The organism is Peptoniphilus harei, from assembly GCF_900454685.1.
In the GTDB taxonomy this organism is placed as follows: domain Bacteria; phylum Bacillota; class Clostridia; order Tissierellales; family Peptoniphilaceae; genus Peptoniphilus_A; species Peptoniphilus_A harei.
Genome location: NZ_UATM01000032.1, coordinates 395,205 through 420,963 on the forward strand (window position 1 = coordinate 395,205; position 25,759 = coordinate 420,963).

Genomic DNA, 25,759 nt, shown 5'->3' on the forward strand with positions numbered 1-25,759 from the left:
AAAATTACCTCCTGAAGAAGTCAAAGATACTCTTCTTTAGACTTGGGTCGATTAACTCTTCAAGTTCCTTTCTACTTTCATTAGTAGAGAAGATGACAAGCCTGTCGCCCTTTTCAATTTTCGTATTTCCCCTTGGGATAACGGCAGAGTTGTCGTACCTAATTATCCCACCAATAATAATTTCTTTGTGGAGATTGATTTCAGAAAGCTTCTTGCCAATGTAGACAAAGTCGTCTGGAATTTTTATTTCATAAACTTGAGCCTTCCCGCCAAACATATAGTTGATCGAAACCTTCATGTCAGTATTTATTGCCTTGATGATTTCGTTGGCAACAATGACCTTTGGATCAATGACCCTATAAATTCCAAGGCTCTCCAAGATTGTGTCGTAGTTATTATCCTTTTGAATGATAATATTTTTTGCAATCCCATGACTTCTTGCTAGTAGTCCAAGGACAATATTTAGTTCATCAGAGTCTGTCATGGATATGAAGACCCCATCCTTAGAAATGGCTTCTTCCTTAAAAATTTTGTCGTTTCTAAGTTTTTTATTAACTACAAAGGCCCTGTTTATATTTCTCCTGTATTTTTCAAATTTTTCTCTGTCTGGTTCAAGAATTTTTAAATTTATATTTTCAAGGTTTGAGATAAGTTTGTTGAAGTTGTAGTCTCCCGATGCAATTACAACCTCTCTCTCCTCTTCCTTTTCCTTGATTTCAAAGTGGGCGTGCTTAAAGTTTCTTATGTCAAAGGAAAGGCCCATAAGGTAGATATAGTCACCAGACTTTAGGACAGTTTCTCCGTCGGGTACAATTAAGTCCCCTTCTCTTAGGATTCCAACAACAAGGATTGTAGAAAGAGACCCAATGTCCTTTATCTTTTGATTTTCAAATTCCTCATCCATGTCAATATAGTGGCCTGTGACTTCTATCTTGCCCTTGCCAAAATAGTCTGCCTCATAATATTCTGTAGACCCAATTAACTTGGTCACAAGTTTTGCAGTTTCAAGGCTTAGGTTAAATACATTTACAACATTTGGAAGAGAATTTTTTATAATTCCTATTTCAGAAATATTTTCCATTTCATCGAGACGGAGAATTATTTTTACATCTAGTCCCTTAAAGATTGAGGCCATTATTAGGTTAGTCTTGTCGCTATCTGTAGCTATAATGGCGTAGTCGTACTTGTTAAGGTCGTGGTTAATGACAAATTCCTCTTCCAAGACGTCGGCCCTTATTTTATTTACGCTATCTGTTATCTCTTCAAAATTTTTTTCGTCCCTATCCACTAGGTCAACTTCATATTTTTCAAGACTCAAGGCCTTGGCAATAGTTGAACCAACCTTTCCAGAACCTATAATTAAAATCTTCATTATAACTTAATAATTTCCTTTCTATGTCTTCCTCTTGTAAAAAGTGCCATTATTGTAAAGAATTCAAGTCTACCCAAAAGCATTAGGACACTGAAGTAGAGTTTGAAAAAGTCGCTATAAAAATAAAAGTTTTTCGTAGGACCAATATCTCCAAAGCCTGGACCAACATTTGATAAAGTTGTAGCAACTGAAGAAAATCCTGTTATAACATCTACTCCAGAAAGCGTAACTAAAGCTGTAGATAGGACTGCTATTACAAAATAAGTTCCTAGATAGGCGTTAATACCTAGGACAACTTCGTCTGACAAAGACTTGCCATCTGACATCACAGGAAGAACTGCCTTAGGGTGAGTGGCCTTCTTCATTTCCCTTTTTATTAATTTTAATAAAATTGAAATCCTCACTATTTTCATCCCGCCACCAGTGGAACCTGCACAACCACCAAAGAGCATCAGGATTAACAAGATGAATTTTGAAAAACTTGGCCAAAGTTCATAATCTGCATTGGCAAAACCAGATGTAGACGATATTGATGTTACTTGGAAGGCTGAGTCCCTAAAGGCCATGAAAAGTGATGGATAACCCTTGGAATATAGGTCTAGGGTTATTAGGGCAATGGCTCCTATGATTATACAAATCCAAAGTTTTAATTCATCATTTTGTAGAACTTCCTTAAACTTCTTTTTAGAAAGAAGGGCATAAATTACAAAGTTTGTGGAACTCAAAAACATAAAAATTGCCAGGATAAAGTGAACTGAGTTCCCTTCATAGGACATAAGTGAGTCGTTGTAGGAAGAGAATCCACCAGTACCTAGGACACCGAAAGTGTGAACTAGGGAATCAAAAATTGGCATGCCAGCAATCTTTAAGCAAATAAATAGTATTAGTGTCAAAATAAGATAAATTATGTAGAGCCTCTTAGATGATTGGGAAATCCTTGACTCTATTTTTCCGGCAACTGGTCCTGGTGACTCTGCCTTAAAAATTTGGAAGGCCCCAACTCCAAGCTTGGGAAGAAGTCCCACAGTAAAGACCAAAATTCCCATACCACCTATCCAGTGAGTGATAGACCTCCAGAGGACAACTGACCTTGGGAAAGACTCTATGCCTGATATAACTGAAGCTCCAGTTGTTGTAAAACCAGATACAATTTCAAAGAAGGAGTCAACATAAGTCATACCTGCGGAGATCCAAAGGGGAAGTGCCCCGACAATGGAGACCAAAACCCAGGATGCAGTAACTGTTAAGATTCCGTCTCTTGGTGACATGGAGTTCTTTTTTATTTTTAAATTAATTAAAATTAATCCCAAAAAGACTGCTATAGCCATTGGGATTAAGAAGCCATAAGATGACCCATCTCTTTCAACTAAACTCAGGATGAGAGATGGAGCCATAAAGGCAGTTTCTATTAATAAAATATAGCCTAATAATTTTGAAATAAGCTTATAGTTCATCTTTCTTTCCTCTCTTCTTAATTGACTTAATTGCGTCCTTTAGTTTCCCTTCAGAAGAGAAAATCTTTTGAACCCTTGGAGCAACTTCGTGCATGGAGAATAATATTATCCTGTCGCCAGATTCAAGGACTGTCTTACCATTAGGGACTATCATGCTTTGGCCCCTAATTATGGAAACAATAAGAGTTCCATCAGGTAGACTCAAGTCTTCTAGGGTGTTGCCACAAACTAAATGGCTTGTCCTTATAATTAATTCGACGCACTCAACTTGACCGTTTAAAAGCAAATGTAGGGCAAGGGAGCTTTTTCCCCTGATTTCCTTTAGCATTTCTGCAGCTGTTATATAAGAAGTGTTAAAGACTGCATCTATGTCAAGTTTGTCTAGGACCTTGTCATAGTTTGTCCTAGAAATTTTGGCAACAGATTTAAAGATTCCACTTTGCTTTGCCACAAGACTCATGAGGAGGTTGGCCTCATCAATACCTGTTGCTGCTACAAAGGAATCATAAGTGTGGACCATTTCTTCTTTAAGGATTGCTATGTCTGTCCCGTCTCCATTTATAATGTTGGCTCCTGGAACCATTTCTTTTAGTTCAAGACATCTTTCCTTATTTATCTCAACAATAGTGACATCCACATTTTCTTTTAAGAGGAGCATGGCTAGATAAAGTCCAGTCTTTCCTCCACCAAGGATCATTGTACTCCTAAGAGACCTTGTCCTATTTACTCCTGTGTGGTCCTTGTCAAAGGCCTCAATATTTTCAGACTTGCCTGCAAGGATTATAACATCATTTTCTTCTAAAACAGTACGACCATTTGGGATAATTGCATCACCATTTCTCGATATAGCTGCAATAAGAAGGTCTTTAATGTTATCAATGTCCATGATTTTTTTGTTAATAAAGCTTGTGTCATTTCCTATATTAAATTCAACAAGGGAAACTCTTCCACCAGCAACCTCATCAGAGTAAAGTTGGTATCTCTTCATTAGGTATTTAAAAATTGATCTTGCAGTTGCATTGTCTGGGTTTATGATCTTATCTATTTCAAGTTCCTCTGATATGAAATCAAGGTGCTTCCTGTATTCAGGGTCCCTTACCCTTGCAATGGCATACTTTGCTCCAAGTTTTTTGGAGATTGTGCAAAGAATTACATTGGCCTCGTCATTAGTTGTGGTAGCAACTACATAGTCAAAGAGAGAAATATCAAGTTCTTCCAAGACGCCAAAATCCAAAGCATTTGCACAAATACTAAAAACATCTAACGAATTGGATATGTTTTCGATTACATCTTCATTGTTGTCAACTACAGTCACCTCGCAGTCTTCATCTAGTAATGACGCTGCAAGTCTGTATCCTAGTTTTCCGGCACCTACAACTAAAGCCTTCATATATTCCTCCTAAAAAATCGCATCAAGAGTTACATCAAATTCGTAATCTGGATAGATGGATTTTAACTTATCTCTTATCTCTTTTTTCAGAGCATCCTTTTCTTCTCTCGTTTTTACAGAATCGGCATTATAATCAATGTCTATATAAATTTTCTTGCCTTCAAGGACAATGTCGTGGAAGGAGTAAATGTTTAGGGACTCCCTCACAATTTTTTTAAGGTCCTTGGAGACAGAGTTGATTATCTCATTGCTACTGCCTTTTGGGTCTGCGTGAATGATTAATTTTATCCCAAGTAAATCAGAGATTTCCCTCTCAACCTTGTCCACAATATTGTGGGCCTCTTCAAGGGTCAAATTATAATCTAGGGCTGCATCAATTATCACAATCATATTGTCTGGACCAAAGTCTGTCACCATCATGTTGTGAACATTGGATATGCCCTCATAGTTTGAAACCTTGGACTTTATCTCGTGTTTAGTTTCGTCACTAAGACCACGTCCAAGTATAATTGAAATAGTCTCGTATATTAGTGAAATAGCTGTGTATAAAATAAATAAAGCAACTATTAAACCAACATAGCCATCTAATATTTTTCCTGTGAACTTTTCTATTAATATAGAAATAATTACAACAGAAGTTATAAGTGTGTCGCTAAGTGAATCCTTCTCTTGGGCCTTCAAAGTTACAGAGTCAATTGCCCTTGCAACCTTTGAATAAAGAGAGGCCTGCCAAAATTTTATTGCCACAGTTACAATCAAAATCACAAGAGTGGATTTTGGATAAGAAATGGCGACTGGGTGAAGGATCTTTCCCACAGAAGTTTTCAAAAATTGAAAACCAACGGAAAGTACAATACCAGAAACTACAAGAGAAATCAAATATTCAAGCCTGCCATGTCCATAAGGGTGGTCTTTGTCTCTTGGTTTTGCAGCAAGTCTTATGCCCAAAATAGAAATAATAGAGCTGACACAGTCTGTGATGTTGTTTACTGCGTCAGATAAAATTGAAATTGAGCCAGTAAAGATATATAGAATCACCTTTAATGCAGCTGCAAGTATATTTGATATAAGGCCAAGAAGAGAAGTCTCTTTTGAAATTTTTGCCCTGTCATATCCATAGGCAGATTCTCCCCTCTTCAAAATAAGTTTTGCGAACATTTATCCTCCAAAATTTATAATAATAAAAATAGGCTAAAAGCCCACTTACTTAGATTTCTTAAGTTAAAATAATTATAACACTAGTATATTAGTAATAAAAGGAAAAGAACTTTCCTATATTCTGGGAAGTAAGTTAATAATTTTAAAAATAAAAAATGCACCAGCTTTACCTGGCACATTTTCTAATCTTATCTTAAATAAATTTTTTAAGTTGTGGAAGTAGTAAGCCTTCTGCAACTTCTTCTGCCTTTTCCTTTGAAACTAAAATTTCAACTAGCTTAACCCCAAGTAGGATTGCAAGGGCTGGCCCCATAGCAGTTATTATGTTGTCTTCAACAACTACTGGTGAGTCTTGTGGGTCCTTAACCTTTAATCTATTTTCAACTCCTGGATAGCAAGTGAACTTTCCGTCTTTTAAAAGACCTGCTGCATCAAGAACTTGTGGTCCTGCACAAATTGCTATTACTTTTCTCTCTTCATCATTAAAGACATTGGCAAACTCAAGAACTTTTTTGTCATTCATGAGATTTGTAGCACCAGGTTGACCTCCTGGAATGTACATTGCCTTGTAGTCTTCGATGTTAATTTCATCAAAAGTCTTGTCAGCAAGAACTGTCACACCGTGAGCTCCCTTTACCTCAAGTCTGTCCTTAATTGAAACTGTGTCCACCTTTAGGTCGGCCCTTCTAAGGACATCAACAATTGTTAAAGCTTCAATTTCTTCAAAACCTTCTGCCAAAAATACCAATAAATCTTTCATAATGACCTCCTATTTATTCATAATAGAATCAACTGCATTTATAATTGCAGACCTAAAACCATCCTTTTCTAAAGATTTTACTCCCTTAATAGTTGTTCCAGCCGGTGTTGTAACTTGGTCCTTTAATTCACCTGGATGAATTCCAGACTCCCTCACCATTTTTGCTGATCCAGCTACTGCTTGAGATATAACCCTGTAAGCCATATCCCTTTGCATTCCATAAGAAACTGCTGCGTCTGCTGCTGCTTCAATGTACATGTAGACATAGGCAGGCATGCAACCTGAAACTGCCTCATAAATTTTTATGTTCTTTTCTTCTACGATTTCAGTTTCTCCAAAGTTGGACAAGATCTTTCTTATCTCTTTAACCTCTTCTTCTGAAATATTTTTGCCAGGGCAAATCCCTGTCATGGAATTCAAAATTTTTGCCGGTGTATTTGGAAGAGCCATCATAAGCTTTTTATTTGGAAGGCTCTTTTCAAGTTTCTCAATGTCAAAAGCTGAAGTAATAGAAATAATGATTTGATCTTTTACTTCATCTTTTATTGCCTCGATTACAGCTTCATAAACATAGGGTTTAACTGCAAGGATAATTGCATCTGCACCCTTCACTACGTCTACTTCTGAATCAACTACTCTTGCTACTTCATTGCCCTTAAAGGCATCTCTCTTTTCTTCGCTCCTGTCGTAAAGAAAAGTTTCTATATTATTATCTAAAAGACCGTGTGCCATGGCAGCACCCATGTTGCCAAGGCCTATAATTCCCATCTTCATCACATCACTCCTTAAGTAGATTATACACGAAATTACTTAAAAATTCATTTTTGTGCTATAATTTGATGAGGTGATTTAATGAAAAAAATTTCTATCTCAAAGTTATTTTTAACTTTTTTTAAAATAAATGCCATAACCTTTGGAGGAGGCTATACAATTGTCCCTGTTATAAAGGACATTTTTGTATCAGACCTAGAACTCATTGAGGAAGACCAGATGATGGATATAGTTGCCATTTCCCAAGGTGGACCTGGGGCCATGGCAATCTCTTGCTCAGTCCTTACAGGTTACTACTTGAGAGGGCCTCTTGGAGCAATAACTTGTCTTGTTGCATCGGCTCTTCCCTGCCTTATAATTTTGTCAGTGATTTCAAATTTCTACCAAGAATTTAAGTCAAACTTTTTTATAAACGCAGCCCTAGAAGGCATCAGTGGAGTGATCTCTGCAGTCTTATTTATAACAGTGGCCCGCATGGGGATTTCTTCTTACAAGAACAATCCACGTTTTAGTGCAGCCATGATTATCCTAGTCTTCTTGGTTGCCTTTTTCACAAGTATCAACACAGGACTAATAATTTTATTCTGTGCTATCGCAGGAATTTCTTATTTTAGTGTTATGGAGAGGTACAAAAATGCTTGATTTATTCTTAATTTTCTTTAAAATCGGATGCTTCGCCTTTGGTGGCGGTTACGCAGTAATACCCTTGATATCAAAGTATGTTGTTGAAGAACACGCCTGGATCTCTACAAGAGAATTTATAGATTTGATTTCCATTTCACAAATGACTCCAGGACCAATTGCCATTAACTCGGCAACCTTTGTTGGACAAAACGTCCACGGAATCCTTGGCTCAATTCTTGCAACAGCAGGACTTGTCCTTCCTCAGTTCATCCTAATGATGATCTTGGGATACTTCCTCTTTAGCAAGGGCAAAAAATTTAAAATCATGGACTACTCCCTCCTTGGTATCAAAGCAGGAGTTGTGTCTCTCATCTTTATAACAACCTTAAAACTCTTCCAATCATCAGTATTCCCTGAAGGACTTAAGCTTGAAGGCATGAGCCTGGCAGCACTTATCTCCTTCGTCCTAGGCTTCGTCCTCTACATGAAGAAGGTGGACCTCTTTAAGCTAATAGGACTAGGGGCAGTGATTGGGATTGGAGTCAAATACGCTTTGACTCTTATGTAAAATAAAACTCCTTGGATTTTTCCAGGGAGTTTTTCTTTATTGTTTCAATTTTTAAATTTTCTAAAATAAACACTCCTCAATCATTTCTTTGTTCTTCAATTCATCCACCCACTCTTTTGGAAATTCATCAAAGCCATAGATAATTCCTGCCAGTCCTCCAGTCACTGCTCCAGTGGTGTCTGTGTCATCGCCAAGATTTATTGCCTTGAGGACAGCTTCCTTATAAGAATTTGTATTTAAAAGACACCAAAGAGAGGCTTCGAGAGTGTGAAGGACAAAACCTGTTGACTGGATCTCATCTTCAGATTTGTTTTTTATATGGTCAAGGCCAAGGTCTTCAAGTTTTTCTCCAGCAATTAACTTTCTTGCAAGATGGACATAATCTAGGCAAGCCTTTTTAGAAATCTCGTGAGCGTGAGTTATACTTGATACACTTTCAATTTCCTCATCACTGGCATCGGTAAAGGCAAGGGGCAAAATCCTCATAAGAGACCCGTTGCCATTGGCATAAAAATCATCAATCCCATGACCTTCTGCCAAGGCTTCTCTTGTCGTCATACCAACATCAAATGTCTCTCCATGACAAGCAAACCTTCCTTCAAATAGCCAGGCCTCAAAATTTTTTCTAATATCCTCGACATCAACTTTGTTTTTATCCTTTATGGACTTGCAAGTGGCAAGGGTCATGCTAGTATCGTCAGACCAAGTTCCAGCAACTTGGTTCCAAGTTCCAAAACCCACCATGCCTGTGCAAGTGAAAGTCCCCCTTTTCTTAAACTCAAAAGGAACACCAAGAGCATCGGCTATGGCAAGTCCATAAATTCCATCCCTAAGCTTAGACATAAATATCCTCCTTCTTGGTTTACTTTTGTAAAATGTTAAATCAATTATATAAATAAAAGGCAAAAAAATAAAGACTCCCCTAAGGAAGTCTTATGAATAAATACTTTTTCTATGGCCTACATCAATGGCGAAGATTATTAACTTGTCGTCGTCAATTTTTGCAAGGAGTCTATAGGCACCAATCCTACACCTCCTACGGCCTTACCATAAAGTCTTTTAAATAATTAAAACATTCTAAATAAATTTTACTTTACTTTTGATTTTTACTATAATTAGACTAAATGAAAACATTAGCAAATATTTATTTAAAAAATTAATTATAGGAGGTTTAAATGAATTATAAAAACTCAACAGTCCGAAAAGTATTGTTAGGAGCTACTCTTTTTTCTGTATTAACGACTTCATTGCCTAATAGTGTGGTAGCTGCAGATACATATGTTACAAATAATGTGGAATCTACTTCTACTGTCGATAAAGATGAAAATCAATGGGAAGCAGATGACTTTGTGTATGACACAATCTTTATTGATGAATTAGGTAAAAATATAGTTTTAGTCAAGGGTTTCTCTGAGAAAGGTCTTAAAAAATTAGAAAACACTACAAGCCTTACTATTCCGAAGTATTCTGCTTCAGGTGATCTAATAACTGGTATAGGTGAAAATGCATTTTCAAATACAAATATAGTTAATCTGAATTTACCTGATTCTATTGAAATAATCTGCGATGGAGCTTTTTCCAATTCACCTAATAAAATAAAAATAGAAAGTATTAAATTGCCAAAGAATTTAAAAATAATAGAAGAATATTCTTTCTTTGGTAATGGCATTTCTTCTATCGAATTACCAAATAATCTAGAAAAAATTGGTAAAAATTCTTTTTCTCAGAATGCACTTAGAGAAATAGAGTTACCCGATTCTGTAAATGAGATTGGAATAGGGGCGTTTTCAGGAAATATTATAAATTCGGTTAAACTTCCTAAAAATATCCAAAAAATAAGTTATGGTGCATTTAGCCATAATAGGATAAAAGATATCATTTTACCAGAGTCTGTTATTAAAATCGAAGAAGATGCTTTTTCTCATAATCGAATTGAGAATCTTACAATTCCTAAATCAATAAAATACTTGAGTGGGTTCTCAAACAATAATTTAACTAATATCAAACTTCCTGATACTCTTGAAATAATTGGTGAAAGGGCTTTTTCTAGTAATAATATTAAAAAATTAAATATTCCTAATTCTGTTAAAGAAATAGGTCCAAATTCTTTTTCTATCAATAATATTTCTGATTTAGTGCTTTCTAGCTCTTTAAAAACTATAGAAGCTCATTCTTTTTATTACAATAAATTAGAAAATGTTAATATACCCAACTCTGTAAATCTTATAGGTGCCAATGCTTTTTCTTTTAATAAAATTTCTAAAATAAAATTGTCTGATAATTTAAAAGAAATTGGGAGAGATGCATTCAGGAATAATCTTTTAGAAGAAGTGGATTTTCCAGAGTCAATAATTAAAATCGGAGAATCTGCTTTTGATCAAAATAGTTTTACAAGTTTTAAAAATTTCCCAAAAAATCTTATTTCTTCAGATTCTAATAACATTACCAAATATGAAGGATACTTAGACCAAAGAATAGTATTAACAGCTGTTAATGGTAATTTTAATCTTAGTTTGGAAGACGCTGAAAAAAGTTATGAAATTAATGATCCTTCAATTATAAAAAAATCTGATGGTACTTATTCTTTAAAGAAAGATCCTCAATTTAATTATAGGAGATTACGTTTAAAGGTTGAACCTTATTGGGATGTTGAAATTAATAATATTATAAACTTCAATATAAGCTATGATCCTAATGGTGGAGTAGGTAAAATAAATAACGAAACTATAAAAATTGATGATTTCTATAATCTAAAATTACCAGAAAATAAATTTACTGCTCCTCAAGGTAAAAAATTCATTGGTTGGAAACCTGTCGTTGAATATCATAGCGATTATCATGCAAACAAAGATGAATTAATACAAAGAAACAGACTGTTCTTACCAGGTTCACGAGCTGCTAACGCAATTAATGGAGATTTAAGATATATGAAAAGCATTAAATTTATTGCTCAGTGGGAAGACATTAATAAAGACACTAATCCTCCAAGAAGACCTGATAACAATAGACCAAATATCCAAGATGTTAATTTAAATAATACTAAAGACTATATTAAGAGACTTTTAAGAAATGAAGGAATATTAACTCCATCTAAGTCTAATCAAATTGATAAGGCACAAACTGTTGATGAGCTGATTTATCTTAACAACCTGTATTTAAAAGATAAATACAATCAAAATAAAAACACACAAACAGTTGTTGAAAAACATTATATAGAGAAACCTGTTTACATTTATAATAATGAGACAAGATACATTGATAGGAATACAAAATCTCATATAGCTTCATATGTACCTAAATATATTTCTAACGATTTTACAAAATCCGACGAAAAACAAAATGACGTTAAGGATTCTAAAGTTCAAAAAAATAATAATACTAGTAAGTATTTTAAATTCTTAATCGGTATGAATTTATACTACAAAAATATTGATGGAAAAGATGAGCTTTTTGAAATGGATGTAGCTCCTTTTATTGAGAACGACAGGACTATGATGCCATTGAGATATGTTGCCGAAGCTCTATCATGTGATGTTAAGTGGGATAATAAAACTAGAACAGCTTCCTTCACTAAAGATGGAGTTACCGCTTCAATTCAAATTGACGGGGATGAAATAGTTCTTTCAAATGGAGAAAAAGTAAAAATGGACTCTAAACCAATAATTAAAAATGACAGACTTTGTGTTAGTTTAACAAATGTTGCTAAAGTATTTAATTTAACTAACGGAAATACTAAAGATAAAATAGACCAAGATATTGAATGGGATCAAGAATCCAAAACCGTAACTATTAATTTAGATTAAACATATAATTTAATATTTGCAAAAAGTCACATGCATTGAGCATAGTGACTTTTTTTGTTGCATAAATAAAGACTCCCTTAAGGAAGTCTTATGAATAAATATTTTTTCTGTGGCCCACATCAATGGCGAAGATTATTAACTTGTCGTCATCAACTTTTGCAAGGAATCTATAGGCACATAGGCAAATATCTTACAATATTCAAGCCTACAAAATTTTTCCAAACTTAAGCTTCATCAATTACTGCAAGAGGTTTTGCATAATAAACAAAGATCATTGCATCATATAAATCTTTTGGGACTTCCTTTACTCTATAAGTTCTTGGTATGAATTTCATTAGTGGAGAGTATCCTTCGCCCAAACTTATCATGTTGATTTCTTTATTTATAAGGTCAAAAGTTTCCCCATCTTTAACTTTTGTAAAATCTAAATAATATTTTCCTTTAAATTTTCTAGCACTGTTAGCTAAAGGATCAGCAGAGACAAAGACATGGTTTGACCTCTTGTTATCTGGACCAACTTCGTTTATGTTTACTATTCCCTTATAAAAGTCAGTGCCAATAATAAAATATTCTTCGCCAAATATTTTCTTTAAGTGAGACCCCATTGGCTCATAAAACTTTTCACTTTTTGCGATGTGACCATTATGACCAGAAATTAAAAGCAGATCATTTCCCTTTGATTTTTCAAAATCACTTATCCACTTAACATTCTCAGCCATAAGCTCATCTCTCACATTGTTTACTTTTACATAATCATTAAAATCTAATTCGTAATACTTAACACTATCCAAGACATTTGTAAGAGCTCTTGAAAGAATTTTTGCCTTAGGAGAAGATAAGGCGTCTGTGTGAGCTTTTATTTCCAACAACAAATCTTCTTTATCTTTTATCTGTGAAATCTTAAATTTTTCATCTTTAATAAAGGAAAATTCCTTTTGTAAGTCTTTTTCCTGTAAAATATTATTTTCCTTACAAAAATCTAAAATTAACTCCATGGATTTTTCAGGATTTTGCATGTCAAAGCCGTAAAAAGAAAGTTTGTCCTCATCCTTTGCTTTTTGGTTGTAGTCAAACATATAGTTTATAAGGTCATTCATATTCTTTGTGTGATAAATATTAAAAGAAAGAATTCTTGAAATATTTTCATCTCTCTTATTTCCATGAATGTAATTATTTATTATCATTCCTTCGCCAAAATCAGCTTCAATGGCAAAGCTCTTTAAATTATTTTTTTCAACTAAGGTCTTTAAAACTTCTAATTTTAAATTTTGAAAATCAGAGTTTCCGTGAGTCGCTTCCCCAAGTCCAACAACTTTCACATTATCATCTAAATTTATCTGGCTTACCTCTTTGCCATATTCTTCTATATCTGAAATATTTTTTCTTGCACTTAACTTCGGAAGATTAATCCACAAAAAATCTCCAATCCCTATAAGAATAATAAGGGATACTAAAAAAATTAAAATTCCTTTGAATATTTTCTTTATCATTTTCTCACCTCTTACTACATTATAAATTGTATAAAAAAATAAATCCTTTTATTTACATAACAAATAGAGCTTTAATGTGACATTTTTGTAAGATATAAAAAAAAGAGTGCTAAACACTCTAATCCAAAATATTTTTTAAATTTATAAACATCTTTGTGCCAACCTTTTGCTCTGACTCACACCTCAATGTCACTCTTAAAGACTTCCCAATATTCTTTGAGAGATTTAGTCCCAGTCCCGTTGACTTTTTCTCCAACCTACCGTTGTAACCAGTGTATCCTGCATCAAAAATTCTCGGCAAATCTTCTGGCATTATTCCAATTCCATTATCTTCAATTACAAGTTCATTTTTCTCTAAATAAATTGCAATCCTTCCATTATGCGTGTACTTGATTGCATTAGAAATAATTTGTTCTAATAAAAAAGAAAACCACTTGGCATCAGTTAAAATTATTTTCTTAGTTTCAAAAAAGTCTACCCTATTATTTTTTCCAATAAACTGAATCGAATATTTCCTAATTACTCCCTTAATAATTTCATCTAAACTGTATTTGCTAAAGACATAGTCTGTGCTATCTGCATTCATCCTTGCATAGCCTAAAATATTTCCCACATACTCTTCGATCTCAAAAATCTCTTTTTCACAATCTATTTTGTTTATTTCATCTTTTTTGAGTAAAAGTTTTAATGCAAATATTGGAGATTTTATTTGATGAGTCCAAATAGTTAAGTAGTTTTTCACATCTGCTTTTTTCTTTTCTCCAATTTCTTTAATTCTTTTATTTTCTTCTACATTTTTATAAAGAGCCTTTGATAATGGAGACTCATAAAGTTCTAATATTTTTTCGTAGTTTTTTCTATTTAAAATATCTATTTCTTTTCTGTAATTCTGATCCCTTATGGAGTAAAGAATAATCATATAAATAAAAAATAAAAATAGATATAAAAAAGCTATGTAAGTTGACTTATCTCTATCAAATTCAAAAATTAAATAAGTTCCCAGGATATAAAAAAATATGAAAAGTCCAAGAATTAATGTGAATTTTTCTCTCTTTAAAAAACTTTTAATTGGCAGGTGGGACATAATAGCCTACTCCTTTCTTAGTCTTTATTAGGTCAAAAATCTTTATATCTTCTAGATTTTTTCTCAGACGCATTACATTTACTGTTAAGGTGTTGTCGTCAATATAAGAGTCAGTTTGCCAAATTTTATCAATAATTTCATCTCTATTAACAACTTTACCTGGCTTTTCCAAGAGAATTTCTAAAATTTTAAATTCATTTTTCGTGAGCTCTATTTCTTTGTTTTCTCTTGATATAATCATCTTGTCGCAGTCAAGGCTTATATCTTTGTAAAGAATATTTCTTGTCTCAATATATTCGTAAGCTCTTCTAAGCAAGGCTCTTATTTTTATTTGTAATAGGTCTAGTTCAAAGGGCTTAGTCAAATAATCATCTGCTCCAAGATCCATTGCCATTATCAAATTTAAGTTTTCATCAGCAGCTGAAATAAATAAAATTGGAACTTTAGAATTTTTTCTAATAATTTTGCACCAATGATAGCCATTGTAAAAGGGAAGAGTCACATCCATTAAAACTAAATCAGGATGAAAGTTTTTAAATTCATCAAAAATATTTTGAAAGTCCTCTGCAATTTTTATCTCATAATTCCAAAACTCCAGGTGTCTTTTAATTTCTTCTGCAATCACCTTGTCATCTTCTACTAAAAAAATCTTCCACTTTTTCTTTTCCATATCTTATATAACCTACTCTTTTAACTAAATTTTACTTGACATCATTATATAAACAAAAGGCAAAATCATAACCACCGGCTGAGCCGGTGGTTTGTTTTGCCCCTATAAGGGGCTGTTACCGGCAGCATTCCATGCTTCGAACTTTCTTTCTCGTGCACCAATTTTCACAGCTGGTGCTAAAGCACCTTATTTTTTGCTTTTGTTTACTTGCTCACCCGTAAACGGGTCAACAAATTCTTTAATGCTTATTTGATCTGCCATGTAATCTTCTTTTAATTGATTTTTTATATATTCTTGTATCTTTTTCACATTCTTTCCTGCTGTGTCTACATAGTATCCTCTGCACCAAAAATGTCTATTTCCATATTTATATTTTAAGTTTGCATGCCTATCAAATATTATTAGACTGCTTTTTCCTTTTAAATATCCCATCGTTTGAGATATGCTGTATTTTGGTGGAATTTCCAACAACATATGGATATGGTCTGGACAGCATTCCGCTTCTATTATATTTATTCCTTTTCTATCACATAAATCTCTTAATATTTTTCCTATATCTTGTTTTAATCTTCCATATATTAATTGCCTTCTGTATTTTGGAGCAAATACTACGTGATACTTACAATTCCATGATGTATGTGATAAACTATTTTTATCCATTTTAGGATACCTCCCTTTTCTATTTATGCTACTGCCAGTAACATTAATAGTTTATCACGGGAGGTTTTTTGCTTGAAGCTAAAGCTTATTTTCCTACCACCAGCATAGCTGGTGGTTTATTCATACTAAAGCGTACAAAAATAAAGACTCCCCTAAGGAAGTCTTTAAGTCTATTTTTTATTAAAGAACTGCTTGTGCTGCTGTGATGATAGCTAGTGCGTAAGCTTCGTCTTCTACACAACCTCTTGAAAGGTCGTTTACTGGAGCGTTAAGTCCTTGTAGGATTGGTCCTACTGCCTTAAAGCCACCAAAGTATTGTGCAAGTTTGTAGCCAATGTTACCTGCTTCAATGCTTGGGAAGATAAATACATTTGCGTGACCTGCTACCTTTGATTCTGGTGCTTTTTTAGCTGCAACTCTTTCGATGAAGGCTGCATCAAATTGAAGTTCTCCATCAACTGCCATTTCTGGATTTCTTTCTGCTGCCATCTTAGCTGCGTCTGCTACCATTGTTACTCTTTCGTGAGAAGCTGATCCGTGAGATGAGAAGGAAAGCATTGCAACCTTTGGATCAATGCCAAATTGTTTTGCAGTTTCATTTGATACTACCGCTACTTCTGCTAGGCCTTCTGCATCAAGGTCTGTGTTAATTGCACAGTCTGCCATTAGGTAAAGCTCGTCATCTCTAATCATGATGAAGGCACCTGAGCATCTCTTGTATTCTGGTTTTGTCTTTATGATTTGAAGAGCTGGTCTTACTGTGTCTGCAGTTGTGTGAGCTGCACCAGATACAAATCCCTTAGCTTTTTCCATATATACAAGCATTGTTCCAAAGTAGTTGTTGTCTTTTAGGATATCTGCTGCTTGTTCTTCGTTTACTTTTCCTTTTCTTCTTTCTACGAAAGCCTTGATCATTTCATCTTTTCCTTCGTAAGTTTCTGGATTAAGGATTTCTAGATTTCCAAGTTCAACGCCTTCTTTTTCTGCAAGAGCTTTTAGTTCTGCTTCGTCTCCAAGAACGATTGGCTTAATGTCGCCTTCGTCGTTAAGTCTAATTGCTGCTCTTAAGATTCTTCTGTCGTTTCCTTCTGGAAATACTATTTCTGGTTTTGCTTCTCTAACTTTTGTTTTTAATTCTTCTATTAGTGCCATAATTTCCCCCTAATTCTATTAACAAATAATATTATATATCTTATGAAAAATAATTTAAAGTGAATAAGCCTTAAAACTTACATCTTCTATTACTTGGTTAAGTCTAACTGAATCTGCAACTAGCTTTGCAAGACGGTGGTGGTCCATTGTGTGGACTCTTAAAACTTCTACACCCTTGTAAGCTGCAATAGTCGTAAGGGCTGCTGAAGCTTCGTCCCTATTTTCAAAGCCTTCTTCATTGTTGCCGTCAGCATCAATATTGTTTTCACTTAAAATATTTGTTATAAATCTCTTTCTTGAAACTCCAAGGAAGCTAAAGCATCCCATGTCTCTTAAGACGTCAATTTTATCAATCAACTTTAAATTTTCCTTTTTTGTAAGGGCAAAGCCAATGCCTGGGTCAAGCATAATTCTTTCTCTTGAGATTCCATTTGCTTCTGCACGTTCAAGTGATTTTGATAAATATTTTTTCATGACTTCCACAACATCCATCTCTTCAAAGGATTTTAATTCTTCTTCAGTGAAAGCTCCTTCGCCCCCAAAAGGTGGGAAGTTGGCAGATGACTTGTGGTTTGGCCTTGCAATCTTTGGGTTAAACATTAGGATTGCACCAACATCACTCTTGCCCACAACTTCTGCCATTCTTGGGTCTCCCATAAAGCCTGTGATGTCATTTACAAAGTCAACTCCTGCTTCAATTGCTGCTTCAGCAACGTCTGCCTTCCATGTGTCAATAGAAAGTGGGACATCAGTCATTGTCTTTAATTCCTTTATAACAGGAACAACCCTTTCTATTTCCTCTTGAATCTCAACATAGTGGGATCCTGGTCTAGTAGATTCACCACCAAGGTCGATCATGCCGGCACCAGCTTCTATAAGTTCAAGAGCCCTCTTAATGGCCTTGTCCTTGCCATACCACTTGCCTCCATCAGAGAAGGAGTCCGGTGTAACATTTACAATTCCACAAAGAATAGTTTCTCCGCCAGATTTTAAAACTTTATCCTTATATTTACAAACTAAATTTTCCATAATTCACTCCAAATTTTATTTCTTCCAATTATTTACTTACTAATCCATAAATATTTTATGACTTGTAGCTTCTTAAATCAAATAAATTTTACTTTGCGTAGTATAAAAGGACTCCGTCATCAGTCCACTCAAAGTCAGCCTTGCCTATGGCCCTTAGATGTTCAAGATGGGCGTGGGCTTCTCCAGCTGCGAAAAACTTTTGAGTATTAGGGAATTCAGAAAAGTCTCTGGCCCTCATATCCCAAGTCATGTTCATGGCAATATCCCTAACAGTGCACTTGCCCTTTTCCTTTAAAGTCTTGTAGGCTTCATCCACCCTGTGTTGGTGATGGGCCTTCAATTCATCAATCCTCTTTGGCACATCTTCAATAAGGGCCCTGTGAGAAGAATACAAGTGATCAATTGGCAAGTCTCTTAACTTTTCAATATTTTTAAGATACCTTCCTAGACTGTCGCCCACTGTGAAGTTCCAAAAAGTTATATTTGGAGTGATATCTCCCAAGAGGTGGTCGCCACAGAAAAGAATTTTTCTTTCTTCTTCATAAAGACCAACCATGCCAGGAGTGTGGCCAGAAAAGTCCATTCCCTTAAAAGTAAAGTCCCCAACTTTTAAAATATAGTTTGGATTAAAGGACACATAGGGGAACTCTGACTTAGGTCTGTAAATAAAACCAGCGTGCTCTTCGATTTTTAAGTTGTCTTCTTCAAGTCCTTGGATGTGAGTAGTATCCATAACTTCCTTCCATCTTTTTGAGTTAGCATCAGCCATAGAAGACATCATCCTGTAGTCAATATCTCCCATGTAAATATCAATGCCAAGCTCTTCATGAAACCATGAAGCAAGACCTGTGTGATCAGAGTGAAGGTGGGTCAAGAATAAAATTGTCTTGTCATAGTCAACCTCCATGTCCTTCATAAAAGAAAGCATCTCATTTCTAATTTCTTCTGTGTTAAAGCCTGTGTCCACAATCATGGCTTCGCCCTTGGACTTGACCATGTAGATGTTGATGCTCTTTAGGGGGTTGCCCTTAAGTGGAACAATCTTACAATAAACGCCATCTGAAAGTTTTTTAATTTTTGACATATTACCTCCCATTGCTCATTTCATGTATAATAAATACGAGGTGAAACATGAGCGATTTTTTATTAAAACTATTTGAAGTTGAAAGCATTAATAAACTGCCTATAGATAGATTATACCCCATTGTGGAGGCTTTAGACCAGGACCAGAGGAAGCTAATCGCTTCTTCTTATGATCTTGGCCTTGAAGGACTAAGCGAAAGAGAAGAAATTGATGCAATCCACGAAACCATTTTGTCTAAGTTTAAGGACACTCTACTTTCCTTTGATGAGAAGGAACACAAGTCCTTTTACGACTTTTACAATGGAGCTGTAGACTATTCAGACGAGAACGTCTACGTCAATATGAAAAAATTCACAAGACTTGGACTAATGTATCTCTTCTTGTCTAAAAGTGGCGGCTACTTTAACTTTGTAATACCAGTGGAGTTAGTGGAAGAGTATGAAAGACTACTAAAGTCTTCATAAGATAATTTTATTCGGCAAATAAAATTAAGAATACAATTAAAAATGTATAAATACGGAAAGGGACTTAAATTATCTTAAGTCCCTTTTTGTGAGTTTACGCAAAATAAAAAAGCCATTCACATGAATGACTTTGCTTTGGTGGAGGCGGTGGGAGTCGAACCCACGTCCGAAGACCTCTTACAGAAAGATTCTCCGAGTGCAGACTCCTCTTTAGTTTTCCCCTGTATTACTAGAGTGTCAAACTCATACAGGGTATCGCCATAAACCCCCTCTGCTATGACGCATCACAGAGTTCGTTTGCCCGCTAATTTGAAACCCGGTTGCAGATCGCGGTGTCTGGCCGGATTGCTACCTAATTAGGCAGCTAGTGCGAAATTATTTTCGTCGTTTATTTTTTAATAGACCATTTTTACGTTGTGTGATCCATCAACGACTCGCTACTTTAAGCTCAAAATCCCCGTCGAAACCATTTTCGCCCCCATATTTACTTAGACTAAAATTATACTAGATAGCCTGGTCTTTGTCAATTTTAGAGGGCCTTGGTCTTCTCTTTCTTCTCTTCTTCTTGGCAAATTTATATCTTAAAATCTTATCCCAAATAAGATAACCAATAAAAGATCCCAAGACATTTAAAATTAAATCGTCAATGTCCACTGACCTTCCAATAAAAAATTGGATGAATTCTACAAAAAAGGATGTGGCAATGGATAAGCTTATAATTTTTAATAATCTTCTAAACTTTGGAAAAATTTCTGGTACTAAAATTCCAAAGGGGATAAAAATTATTATGTTCCCAAGTATATTTGTAAGTGTGTGGGTGAAGCCTGAATATTTTATATAGTTTTTCATAGTCCTAAAGGGAACTAGGTTAACTCCCCAGGCTCCTGATGATAATCTATCTTTAAAGTTGCCAACAAAGTCAAAGTTCTCGTTGGTCAAATTTATTCCAGAACCTGCTATGTAGGAGTTGGGCATAAAAAGCATTATGGCTAAAAAAACCAGGTAGGCTGCGAAAAGGCTAAGCAAAAATTCTCTAAAGCCTGTGGAATTTTTCTTCCTGTGACTAAAGAAGTTAACTCTTATAAGGGAAAAGCCTAGGAAAGTAATTATAAAGGCAGGTACTATTCTTACTGCAAAAAATAAAAATAATCTCATAAATTTTTCAATTCTAATAATCTCTTTACAGAATTTTTATTTTCACTAACAATTGTTGACCAAGTGTCCTTAGAGTTCTCGTCATAGATGCCAATAGTTTTAAGTCCTGCTCTCTTTCCTGTCCTTAGGGCAAGGTAGGAATCATCTACTAAAAATACATCTTCTGGCCTTTCTCCCAGTTCTTCTGCAATTGATGTGTAAAATTTTTCTTCTGCCTTTAGGTGCCCCACTGAATCTGCTGTGTAGAGGCCGTCAATAAATTTATCTATCCTATATTTTTCTATAACTATGTTGGCGAAGTGGGCTGCAGTTGATGTTCCTATTACAACCTTCATCCCCTTGTCCTTAAAATATTTTAAAATTTCAAGACATCCTTCTTTAGTTTCAACCTTGTTTCTATAAAAATCTTCAACAGTCCTGCTAAAGTCTCTCATAAGTTCTTCAAAGCTTTCTTCTAATTTATAGTAGTCTTTTAAATACTTTAAGGATGCGTCCAAGTTCATAGTTGTCATCTTGTGCTGGACTGCATCTTCTATATCTATTCCCTTGGTCTTCATGAAGTTACGAGAAACACTTCTCCAATATTTCATAGAATCAACTAGGGTTCCATCTAAATCAAAAATAATAGCCTTCATCTTAGCTCCTTTCCCATAGTACTATTATTTTAGTTGTATTTTTATTAGATTTCAAGTAAAATGAATTAGATAGCTTTTGAGAGATTAAATTTTTTGTAAAAAAAGCTTTGACAAATATTTTTTACATGCTATAATAGTATTTGTTCGAAAATAAAATACAAGTTTTCACTTATGTGAATCTGTCGTCGGGGTGTAGCGCAGTTTGGTAGCGCACGTGGTTTGGGACCATGGGGCCGGGGGTTCGAATCCTCTCACCCCGACCATTTTTTTATCTGAAGGTTTATGCCTTCTTTTTTTTTGCAATTTTCTGACTTAGATTTTTCCTAAACAATCTTAACTTGTTGTGATTTATTTTTAGACTTATAATTGAAATAAGATTAATTATATGAGTTACTTTTTTAAGTATAATCTACAGGACTTTTTAAGGAGGTCTTATGAATTTTATATTAAGTGATAAGGCTCTGTCCTTTTTAAAAAAGAAAAATATAAGTAAAATTTTTGTAAATCCTGATGTGGACGTCAAGGCATCTTGCTGCTCTGTGGGCACTTTTGACTTTGACATTTCAATAAAGGATAATGGAGACACAAAAAGGTATAAAAAAGTAGAAGTCTCTAATATATCTATTTTTTATAACCCAACTATTGATCTCTTTTTTAAGGGTCATGAGGACATAGACATTATTATTTCTGCCATAGGTCTTGGGAATTTTAAAAAATTGTATGTAGAGAATGAAATTAATTCAATTGAAAAGTGATAATATGAATAATAAAAAAATTCAAGACTTTATAAGGTCTTACGACTTAGATGAAAAATATAAGGAAAGGATACCTAAGCCACACTTTCTATATTCTGGTGACGAAATTTTAGATATGGCAACATCTGCAATCTTGGCGGGAAAAAACATCCTCCTTGTTGGAGATAAGTCTACAGGTAAAAACGTCTTGGCAGAAAATCTGGCCTACATCTTTAAAAGGCCTCTTTGGAACCTATCCTTTCACATAAATATAGACTCTTCTGTCTTAATTGGTGACGACACCTTAAGAGATGGAAATGTCCTATTTCGAAAGGGCCCTATTGCAAGAGCTGCAGAGGTTGGTGGTTTTGTTGTACTTGATGAAATAAACATGGCCAAGAACGAAGCCATGGCTGTCCTTCACTCTATCTTGGACTACAGGAGGGTAATTGACATACCAGGCTATGACATAATTAGGCTTCACCCTGCCACAAGATTTATTGCCACAATGAACTATGGTTACGAAGGCACAAGAGAATTAAACGAGGCTCTCTTGTCTCGTTTTGTAATTATTAGGATGCCCCTTATCTCTCGCGAAAGACTTGAGGATCTTATTAAAAAAGAATATCCGTCAATGATGAAAGATTGTGTAAGGGATATTTCCAATTTTTTCTACGACTTAAAGTTAAAAGCTGAAGCAGGAGAAATTTCTACAACAGCACCAGACCTCAGGGGGATTTTTGATGCAATTGATCTTGTAAGAGAAGACCTTTCCCTTACTTCTGCCCTTGATTTAACTATTGCCAATAAACTTTTTGATCCCTTTGAAGAAGAAATTTTAAGAGACCTAATAAGGACAAGGTTTAAAGAAGACTTATATTTTGAAAATATTTTTCAAGAGTGACTGCTTATTATGGAAGATAAATTTTTAATAAAAGAAAAAAATCGAATAAAAAATATAATTTGGGACGGGTCCATGGACTATGACAGTGAACCCTTTATCACAGGCCAAGATATTTCTGGCAATCCCGACTTTTATGTAAATTTAATAATTGGCCTTTCTGCAAAATATTTTGGGTCTAAGAGTCTCGAGGACTTATTTTCTAACTGGGAGTACAATCTCAATAGGGATAAATTTGACTTATTCGCAGTCTATCTATTAGAAGATTTTGTCTATAAAAAAGAATTATCCTCTCGAAGAGTCTTGACTTCCCTAAGGGAAACTTACGCAAAGAAATTTTCAGAAGATAAATATGACTTGCAGCGAAAGAACCTGGCACTAAAGGAAAATTTATTCTTTGATCTCCAGATGAAAAAAATAAATACGATTTTGGGGAAAGACTATAAACTAAGTCCTAAAAGAGAAAAAATTTATAATAACTTAAGACTTTGTTGCGACACAAATGAAAATAATGTAGAAGAAAGAGTCCTTAAAATCTTTAGAGAAAATTTAAATTACAAAGAAAATGAACTTTTAAAATTTTCTCCCCTAAAAAATTTTACCTTCTTTGACTCCATGGGCTTTGTAAAACTTGAAAGATCTAACAAACCAACAATTTTTGGCGACTTCAAAAACAATAAAAGCTCTGGGCTTTCTGGACTTCTATATTCCCTTGCTGCAAAAAGACGAAGAGAGAGGGAAAACTTTATTGAAAAAAATTTTGGCAAATCAATTTATTCAGAAGACCAAATGAAAATAATCGAAGAAAAATATTTATTTGGAGCCCACAAAAAATCAAAACTCCATTTCACAAGAGGACTTGATAATAAAGACTTAAGTAAAGAAAAACTTGAGGAGTCAACAATAGAAAGGCACCTCTTAAAATTTAAGAAGGATAAAAAGTTTTACGACAAGGAGATTAAAAGCCTGTCCAAAAAAATTAGGGTGGCCCTCTCCCTCCAATATGGCGAAGAAGAAGTGGTGACCAAGAGGGGAAGGCTAGTTTCACGCCTGGCCTATAAGTCCATGATTACTGAAAGGGCAAATATTTTTTCCAAGAAAAATTTAAAGCCTCGCTCCATTATGAAAGTGGACCTAGTCTTAGACGCTTCTGCTTCTCTTTTAGAAGTTGAATCAGACATAGCAATTGAGGCCTACATAGTCTCCAAGTCCCTCGAAAACAACGACATCTTAAACAGAGTTATTTCCTACCAAAGTGTGGGCGACTATACAGTTATAAGCATCTTAAAAGATTATGGAGATAAGTCCGACCCCCAAAAAATCTTTCGATACAAGGCCATGGGTTGGAACCGAGACGGACTTTTTTATCGAGCCTATAAAAATTTAATCGAAAATATAAATGACAACCGTCTCACAATTGCTCTAACAGATGCTGAGCCTCGTGACATGAGACCCCTAAGTTCAAAAAATTTCTTTGGATCAAAAAAATATTCTGAAGAAGCCTCCCTTGAAAATACAAAATTGGAATTGGATAAGCTTAAAAAAATGGGTATTCACACTTCTGCCATTTTAAATAGTGACAAAGTTGACAACGCAAAGTTTTTATTTGGAAGTTCTTATATAAAAATAAAATCTGTAAGAGAAATTGCCAATGTGGCAGGTCGCTTTATCCAAAGAGAAATCGCCTATATTGAAAAGAAATAAGACTGCAGTTTTTTCTTACAATTTTTATTACTAAAAACAGTATAAAAATCTAATTATCCGCATAAACACTGGACTTATCACACTTTATCAAGGTCAAAACCACTCAATTTACTACTAATTTACTACTTATGAATGAGCTTTGATACGACGATTTATCCTTGAAAAGTGAAGATACAAAGATACTTCCAATAAAATTGAATATTTAATAGGTAGACACTTCAAAAAATGAGGTGTCTATTTTTTTACCCAATATTTGAAAGGAAGTGAACTTATGAAAACAGAAAATCAAGAATCAAAAGGTCGCTCCCCTCCCTTTAAGACCATCAAACAAACAAGATTTATCAAACAATAAAAAGAAAGGATAGGTAAAAATATGGAACTTAAATTTGTGATTCCCAACATGGAAAAAACATTTGGCAATTTAGAATTTGCTGGCGAGGATAAAGTAGAACAGCGAAGAATCAACGGACAATTAACTGTCTTATCTCGAAGCTACAACCTCTATTCTGACGTTCAAAGAGCAGATGATATTGTGGTGGTGCTTCCTGCTGAAGCTGGAGAAAAACATTTCGGCTTTGAGGAACGTGTAATGTTAGTCAATCCACGTATTACCGCAGAGGGCTATAAAATTGGTACTCGTGGATTCACAAATTACCTTTTACATGCGGACGACATGATAAAAGAATAAAGAAAGAGAGGAAAAATGATGAGATTACCTAATGGCATTGTATTAGATAAAGACGCTACATTTGGAGAATTAAAGTTTTCAGCACTCCGTCGTGAAGTACGAATCCAAAATGACGACGGTACGGTTTCAGATGAAATCAAAGAACGTACCTATGATTTAAAATCCAAAGGGCAAGGACGTATGATTCAAGTGAGTATTCCTGCCAGTGTTCCTTTGAAAGAGTTTGACTATAACGCAAAAGTGGAAATCATCAATCCAGTTGCAGATACCGTCGCTACCGCTACCTTCCGAGGGGCAGATGTTGACTGGTATATCAAGGCAGACGATATTGTATTGACGAAAGATTCCAGTACCTTTAAAAATCAGCCACAACCTAAAAAAAGAGCCAGCCACGGATAAATAGTCATGC

25 protein-coding genes, 1 tRNA gene, 1 other RNA gene and 1 pseudogene are annotated in these 25,759 nt (G+C 34.6%); 10 read left to right on the forward strand and 18 right to left on the reverse strand.

The genetic code is table 11. The features are described 5' to 3' along the window. Positions 1-4 precede the first annotated feature (4 nt). The 6 genes from DRZ96_RS03295 to proC form a co-directional block, all read right to left on the reverse strand. Positions 5-1,372, reverse strand: coding sequence for a TrkA C-terminal domain-containing protein (locus DRZ96_RS03295; protein WP_112889571.1), 1,368 nt, complete (start codon positions 1,370-1,372; stop codon positions 5-7). Further along, entirely contained in the window at positions 1,372-2,826 is a 1,455-nt protein-coding gene (locus DRZ96_RS03300) for a TrkH family potassium uptake protein (RefSeq protein ID WP_112889572.1), read from the reverse strand. Before DRZ96_RS03300 ends, DRZ96_RS03295 begins: the two co-directional genes overlap by 1 nt. Beyond that, positions 2,816-4,216, reverse strand: coding sequence for a Trk system potassium transporter TrkA (gene trkA, locus DRZ96_RS03305; protein ID WP_070699993.1), 1,401 nt, complete (start codon positions 4,214-4,216; stop codon positions 2,816-2,818). The genes DRZ96_RS03300 and trkA overlap by 11 nt, the downstream gene beginning before the upstream one ends. A 9-nt stretch (positions 4,217-4,225) precedes the next feature. Beyond that, the gene (locus DRZ96_RS03310) at positions 4,226-5,374 is read right to left on the reverse strand and encodes a cation diffusion facilitator family transporter (RefSeq protein WP_112889573.1); all 1,149 of its coding nucleotides are present in this window, start codon (positions 5,372-5,374) and stop codon (positions 4,226-4,228) included. Positions 5,375-5,567: 193 nt separating this feature from the next. After that, entirely contained in the window at positions 5,568-6,134 is a 567-nt protein-coding gene (locus DRZ96_RS03315; protein ID WP_070699995.1) for a DJ-1 family glyoxalase III, read from the reverse strand. 9 nt (positions 6,135-6,143) lie between these two features. Then, positions 6,144-6,908, reverse strand: a complete 765-nt coding sequence (proC, locus tag DRZ96_RS03320) for a pyrroline-5-carboxylate reductase (RefSeq protein ID WP_112889574.1) — start codon at positions 6,906-6,908, stop codon at positions 6,144-6,146. Positions 6,909-6,986: 78 nt separating this feature from the next. On the opposite strand from proC, the gene DRZ96_RS03325 reads away from it, so the two are divergent. Further along, a complete protein-coding gene (locus DRZ96_RS03325; RefSeq protein ID WP_112889575.1) occupies positions 6,987-7,547 on the forward strand; it encodes a chromate transporter in 561 nt (186 codons plus the stop codon). Continuing rightward, the gene (locus DRZ96_RS03330; protein ID WP_070699998.1) at positions 7,540-8,097 is read left to right on the forward strand and encodes a chromate transporter; all 558 of its coding nucleotides are present in this window, start codon (positions 7,540-7,542) and stop codon (positions 8,095-8,097) included. The genes DRZ96_RS03325 and DRZ96_RS03330 overlap by 8 nt, the downstream gene beginning before the upstream one ends. A gap of 60 nt (positions 8,098-8,157) precedes the next feature. On the opposite strand, the gene DRZ96_RS03335 is transcribed toward DRZ96_RS03330, so the two are convergent. After that, entirely contained in the window at positions 8,158-8,940 is a 783-nt protein-coding gene (locus DRZ96_RS03335) for an ADP-ribosylglycohydrolase family protein (protein ID WP_112889576.1), read from the reverse strand. Between the two features lie 90 nt (positions 8,941-9,030). Continuing rightward, positions 9,031-9,126 (reverse strand): annotated as a pseudogene (locus DRZ96_RS03340) (type II toxin-antitoxin system RelE family toxin); the annotation flags it as partial. Between the two features lie 146 nt (positions 9,127-9,272). Here DRZ96_RS03340 and DRZ96_RS03345 point away from each other — a divergent pair. Beyond that, complete coding sequence (locus DRZ96_RS03345) at positions 9,273-11,900, forward strand: leucine-rich repeat protein (RefSeq protein ID WP_112889577.1); 2,628 nt, start codon at positions 9,273-9,275, stop codon at positions 11,898-11,900. A 224-nt stretch (positions 11,901-12,124) separates the two neighbouring features. Here the strand turns inward: DRZ96_RS03345 and DRZ96_RS03355 are convergent, their stop codons facing one another. The 7 genes from DRZ96_RS03355 to DRZ96_RS03385 all read right to left on the reverse strand — a co-directional run bounded on the left by DRZ96_RS03355 (position 12,125) and on the right by DRZ96_RS03385 (position 19,069). Then, positions 12,125-13,390 (reverse strand): erythromycin esterase family protein, encoded by a 1,266-nt coding sequence (locus DRZ96_RS03355; RefSeq protein ID WP_112889578.1) that lies wholly within the window; start codon positions 13,388-13,390, stop codon positions 12,125-12,127. Between the two features lie 118 nt (positions 13,391-13,508). Beyond that, complete coding sequence (locus DRZ96_RS03360; protein ID WP_112889579.1) at positions 13,509-14,474, reverse strand: sensor histidine kinase; 966 nt, start codon at positions 14,472-14,474, stop codon at positions 13,509-13,511. Next, a complete protein-coding gene (locus DRZ96_RS03365; protein ID WP_112889580.1) occupies positions 14,455-15,144 on the reverse strand; it encodes a response regulator transcription factor in 690 nt (229 codons plus the stop codon). Before DRZ96_RS03365 ends, DRZ96_RS03360 begins: the two co-directional genes overlap by 20 nt. Positions 15,145-15,330: 186 nt before the next feature. After that, a complete protein-coding gene (gene tnpA, locus DRZ96_RS03370) occupies positions 15,331-15,804 on the reverse strand; it encodes an IS200/IS605 family transposase (protein ID WP_112889581.1) in 474 nt (157 codons plus the stop codon). 180 nt (positions 15,805-15,984) lie between these two features. Further along, positions 15,985-16,956 carry a phosphate acetyltransferase gene (pta, locus tag DRZ96_RS03375; RefSeq protein ID WP_112889582.1) on the reverse strand — a complete coding sequence of 324 codons (972 nt, stop codon included), beginning with the start codon at positions 16,954-16,956 and terminating at the stop codon, positions 15,985-15,987. Positions 16,957-17,010: 54 nt separating this feature from the next. After that, complete coding sequence (gene folP, locus DRZ96_RS03380; RefSeq protein ID WP_112889583.1) at positions 17,011-17,985, reverse strand: dihydropteroate synthase; 975 nt, start codon at positions 17,983-17,985, stop codon at positions 17,011-17,013. Between the two features lie 88 nt (positions 17,986-18,073). Beyond that, positions 18,074-19,069, reverse strand: a complete 996-nt coding sequence (locus DRZ96_RS03385; protein WP_112889584.1) for an MBL fold metallo-hydrolase — start codon at positions 19,067-19,069, stop codon at positions 18,074-18,076. Between the two features lie 47 nt (positions 19,070-19,116). Between DRZ96_RS03385 and DRZ96_RS03390 the strand changes: the two genes are divergently transcribed. Further along, positions 19,117-19,533, forward strand: coding sequence for a hypothetical protein (locus DRZ96_RS03390; RefSeq protein ID WP_112889585.1), 417 nt, complete (start codon positions 19,117-19,119; stop codon positions 19,531-19,533). Between the two features lie 136 nt (positions 19,534-19,669). Here the strand turns inward: DRZ96_RS03390 and ssrA are convergent. The 3 genes from ssrA to DRZ96_RS03405 all read right to left on the reverse strand — a co-directional run bounded on the left by ssrA (position 19,670) and on the right by DRZ96_RS03405 (position 21,323). Continuing rightward, positions 19,670-20,013: a transfer-messenger RNA gene (gene ssrA, locus DRZ96_RS03395) on the reverse strand. A 24-nt stretch (positions 20,014-20,037) separates the two neighbouring features. Then, complete coding sequence (locus DRZ96_RS03400) at positions 20,038-20,688, reverse strand: VanZ family protein (protein ID WP_070700056.1); 651 nt, start codon at positions 20,686-20,688, stop codon at positions 20,038-20,040. Beyond that, the gene (locus DRZ96_RS03405) at positions 20,685-21,323 is read right to left on the reverse strand and encodes an HAD family hydrolase (RefSeq protein ID WP_112889586.1); all 639 of its coding nucleotides are present in this window, start codon (positions 21,321-21,323) and stop codon (positions 20,685-20,687) included. Before DRZ96_RS03405 ends, DRZ96_RS03400 begins: the two co-directional genes overlap by 4 nt. Positions 21,324-21,509: 186 nt before the next feature. On the opposite strand from DRZ96_RS03405, the gene DRZ96_RS03410 reads away from it, so the two are divergent. The 6 genes from DRZ96_RS03410 to DRZ96_RS03440 all read left to right on the forward strand — a co-directional run bounded on the left by DRZ96_RS03410 (position 21,510) and on the right by DRZ96_RS03440 (position 25,749). Continuing rightward, positions 21,510-21,586 (forward strand) — tRNA-Pro (locus DRZ96_RS03410). A gap of 171 nt (positions 21,587-21,757) precedes the next feature. Then, on the forward strand, positions 21,758-22,078 hold the full coding sequence (locus DRZ96_RS03415) for a hypothetical protein (protein WP_112889587.1): 321 nt from the start codon (positions 21,758-21,760) through the stop codon (positions 22,076-22,078). Between the two features lie 4 nt (positions 22,079-22,082). Beyond that, complete coding sequence (locus DRZ96_RS03420) at positions 22,083-22,961, forward strand: AAA family ATPase (RefSeq protein ID WP_112889588.1); 879 nt, start codon at positions 22,083-22,085, stop codon at positions 22,959-22,961. A gap of 9 nt (positions 22,962-22,970) precedes the next feature. Continuing rightward, the gene (locus DRZ96_RS03425) at positions 22,971-24,662 is read left to right on the forward strand and encodes a VWA domain-containing protein (protein WP_112889589.1); all 1,692 of its coding nucleotides are present in this window, start codon (positions 22,971-22,973) and stop codon (positions 24,660-24,662) included. 373 nt (positions 24,663-25,035) lie between these two features. Next, on the forward strand, positions 25,036-25,350 hold the full coding sequence (locus DRZ96_RS03435; protein WP_000420681.1) for a YdcP family protein: 315 nt from the start codon (positions 25,036-25,038) through the stop codon (positions 25,348-25,350). A gap of 18 nt (positions 25,351-25,368) precedes the next feature. Continuing rightward, the gene (locus DRZ96_RS03440; protein ID WP_407673044.1) at positions 25,369-25,749 is read left to right on the forward strand and encodes a YdcP family protein; all 381 of its coding nucleotides are present in this window, start codon (positions 25,369-25,371) and stop codon (positions 25,747-25,749) included. Positions 25,750-25,759: the final 10 nt, after the last annotated feature.

Coding starts and splice junctions, on each gene's coding strand:
- DRZ96_RS03355 (WP_112889578.1), bottom strand. CDS start 13,390: ATGATAAAGAAAATATTCAAAGGAATTTTAATTTTTTTAGTATCCCTT.
- DRZ96_RS03360 (WP_112889579.1), bottom strand. CDS start 14,474: ATGTCCCACCTGCCAATTAAAAGTTTTTTAAAGAGAGAAAAATTCACA.
- folP (WP_112889583.1), bottom strand. CDS start 17,985: ATGGAAAATTTAGTTTGTAAATATAAGGATAAAGTTTTAAAATCTGGC.
- DRZ96_RS03335 (WP_112889576.1), bottom strand. CDS start 8,940: ATGTCTAAGCTTAGGGATGGAATTTATGGACTTGCCATAGCCGATGCT.
- DRZ96_RS03440 (WP_407673044.1), top strand. CDS start 25,369: ATGAGATTACCTAATGGCATTGTATTAGATAAAGACGCTACATTTGGA.
- DRZ96_RS03400 (WP_070700056.1), bottom strand. CDS start 20,688: ATGAGATTATTTTTATTTTTTGCAGTAAGAATAGTACCTGCCTTTATA.
- trkA (WP_070699993.1), bottom strand. CDS start 4,216: ATGAAGGCTTTAGTTGTAGGTGCCGGAAAACTAGGATACAGACTTGCA.
- DRZ96_RS03415 (WP_112889587.1), top strand. CDS start 21,758: ATGAATTTTATATTAAGTGATAAGGCTCTGTCCTTTTTAAAAAAGAAA.
- DRZ96_RS03325 (WP_112889575.1), top strand. CDS start 6,987: ATGAAAAAAATTTCTATCTCAAAGTTATTTTTAACTTTTTTTAAAATA.
- DRZ96_RS03315 (WP_070699995.1), bottom strand. CDS start 6,134: ATGAAAGATTTATTGGTATTTTTGGCAGAAGGTTTTGAAGAAATTGAA.
- DRZ96_RS03345 (WP_112889577.1), top strand. CDS start 9,273: ATGAATTATAAAAACTCAACAGTCCGAAAAGTATTGTTAGGAGCTACT.
- DRZ96_RS03295 (WP_112889571.1), bottom strand. CDS start 1,372: ATGAAGATTTTAATTATAGGTTCTGGAAAGGTTGGTTCAACTATTGCC.
- DRZ96_RS03435 (WP_000420681.1), top strand. CDS start 25,036: ATGGAACTTAAATTTGTGATTCCCAACATGGAAAAAACATTTGGCAAT.
- tnpA (WP_112889581.1), bottom strand. CDS start 15,804: ATGGATAAAAATAGTTTATCACATACATCATGGAATTGTAAGTATCAC.
- DRZ96_RS03310 (WP_112889573.1), bottom strand. CDS start 5,374: ATGTTCGCAAAACTTATTTTGAAGAGGGGAGAATCTGCCTATGGATAT.
- DRZ96_RS03425 (WP_112889589.1), top strand. CDS start 22,971: ATGGAAGATAAATTTTTAATAAAAGAAAAAAATCGAATAAAAAATATA.
- pta (WP_112889582.1), bottom strand. CDS start 16,956: ATGGCACTAATAGAAGAATTAAAAACAAAAGTTAGAGAAGCAAAACCA.
- DRZ96_RS03365 (WP_112889580.1), bottom strand. CDS start 15,144: ATGGAAAAGAAAAAGTGGAAGATTTTTTTAGTAGAAGATGACAAGGTG.
- DRZ96_RS03300 (WP_112889572.1), bottom strand. CDS start 2,826: ATGAACTATAAGCTTATTTCAAAATTATTAGGCTATATTTTATTAATA.
- DRZ96_RS03385 (WP_112889584.1), bottom strand. CDS start 19,069: ATGTCAAAAATTAAAAAACTTTCAGATGGCGTTTATTGTAAGATTGTT.
- DRZ96_RS03330 (WP_070699998.1), top strand. CDS start 7,540: ATGCTTGATTTATTCTTAATTTTCTTTAAAATCGGATGCTTCGCCTTT.
- DRZ96_RS03390 (WP_112889585.1), top strand. CDS start 19,117: ATGAGCGATTTTTTATTAAAACTATTTGAAGTTGAAAGCATTAATAAA.
- DRZ96_RS03420 (WP_112889588.1), top strand. CDS start 22,083: ATGAATAATAAAAAAATTCAAGACTTTATAAGGTCTTACGACTTAGAT.
- DRZ96_RS03405 (WP_112889586.1), bottom strand. CDS start 21,323: ATGAAGGCTATTATTTTTGATTTAGATGGAACCCTAGTTGATTCTATG.
- proC (WP_112889574.1), bottom strand. CDS start 6,908: ATGAAGATGGGAATTATAGGCCTTGGCAACATGGGTGCTGCCATGGCA.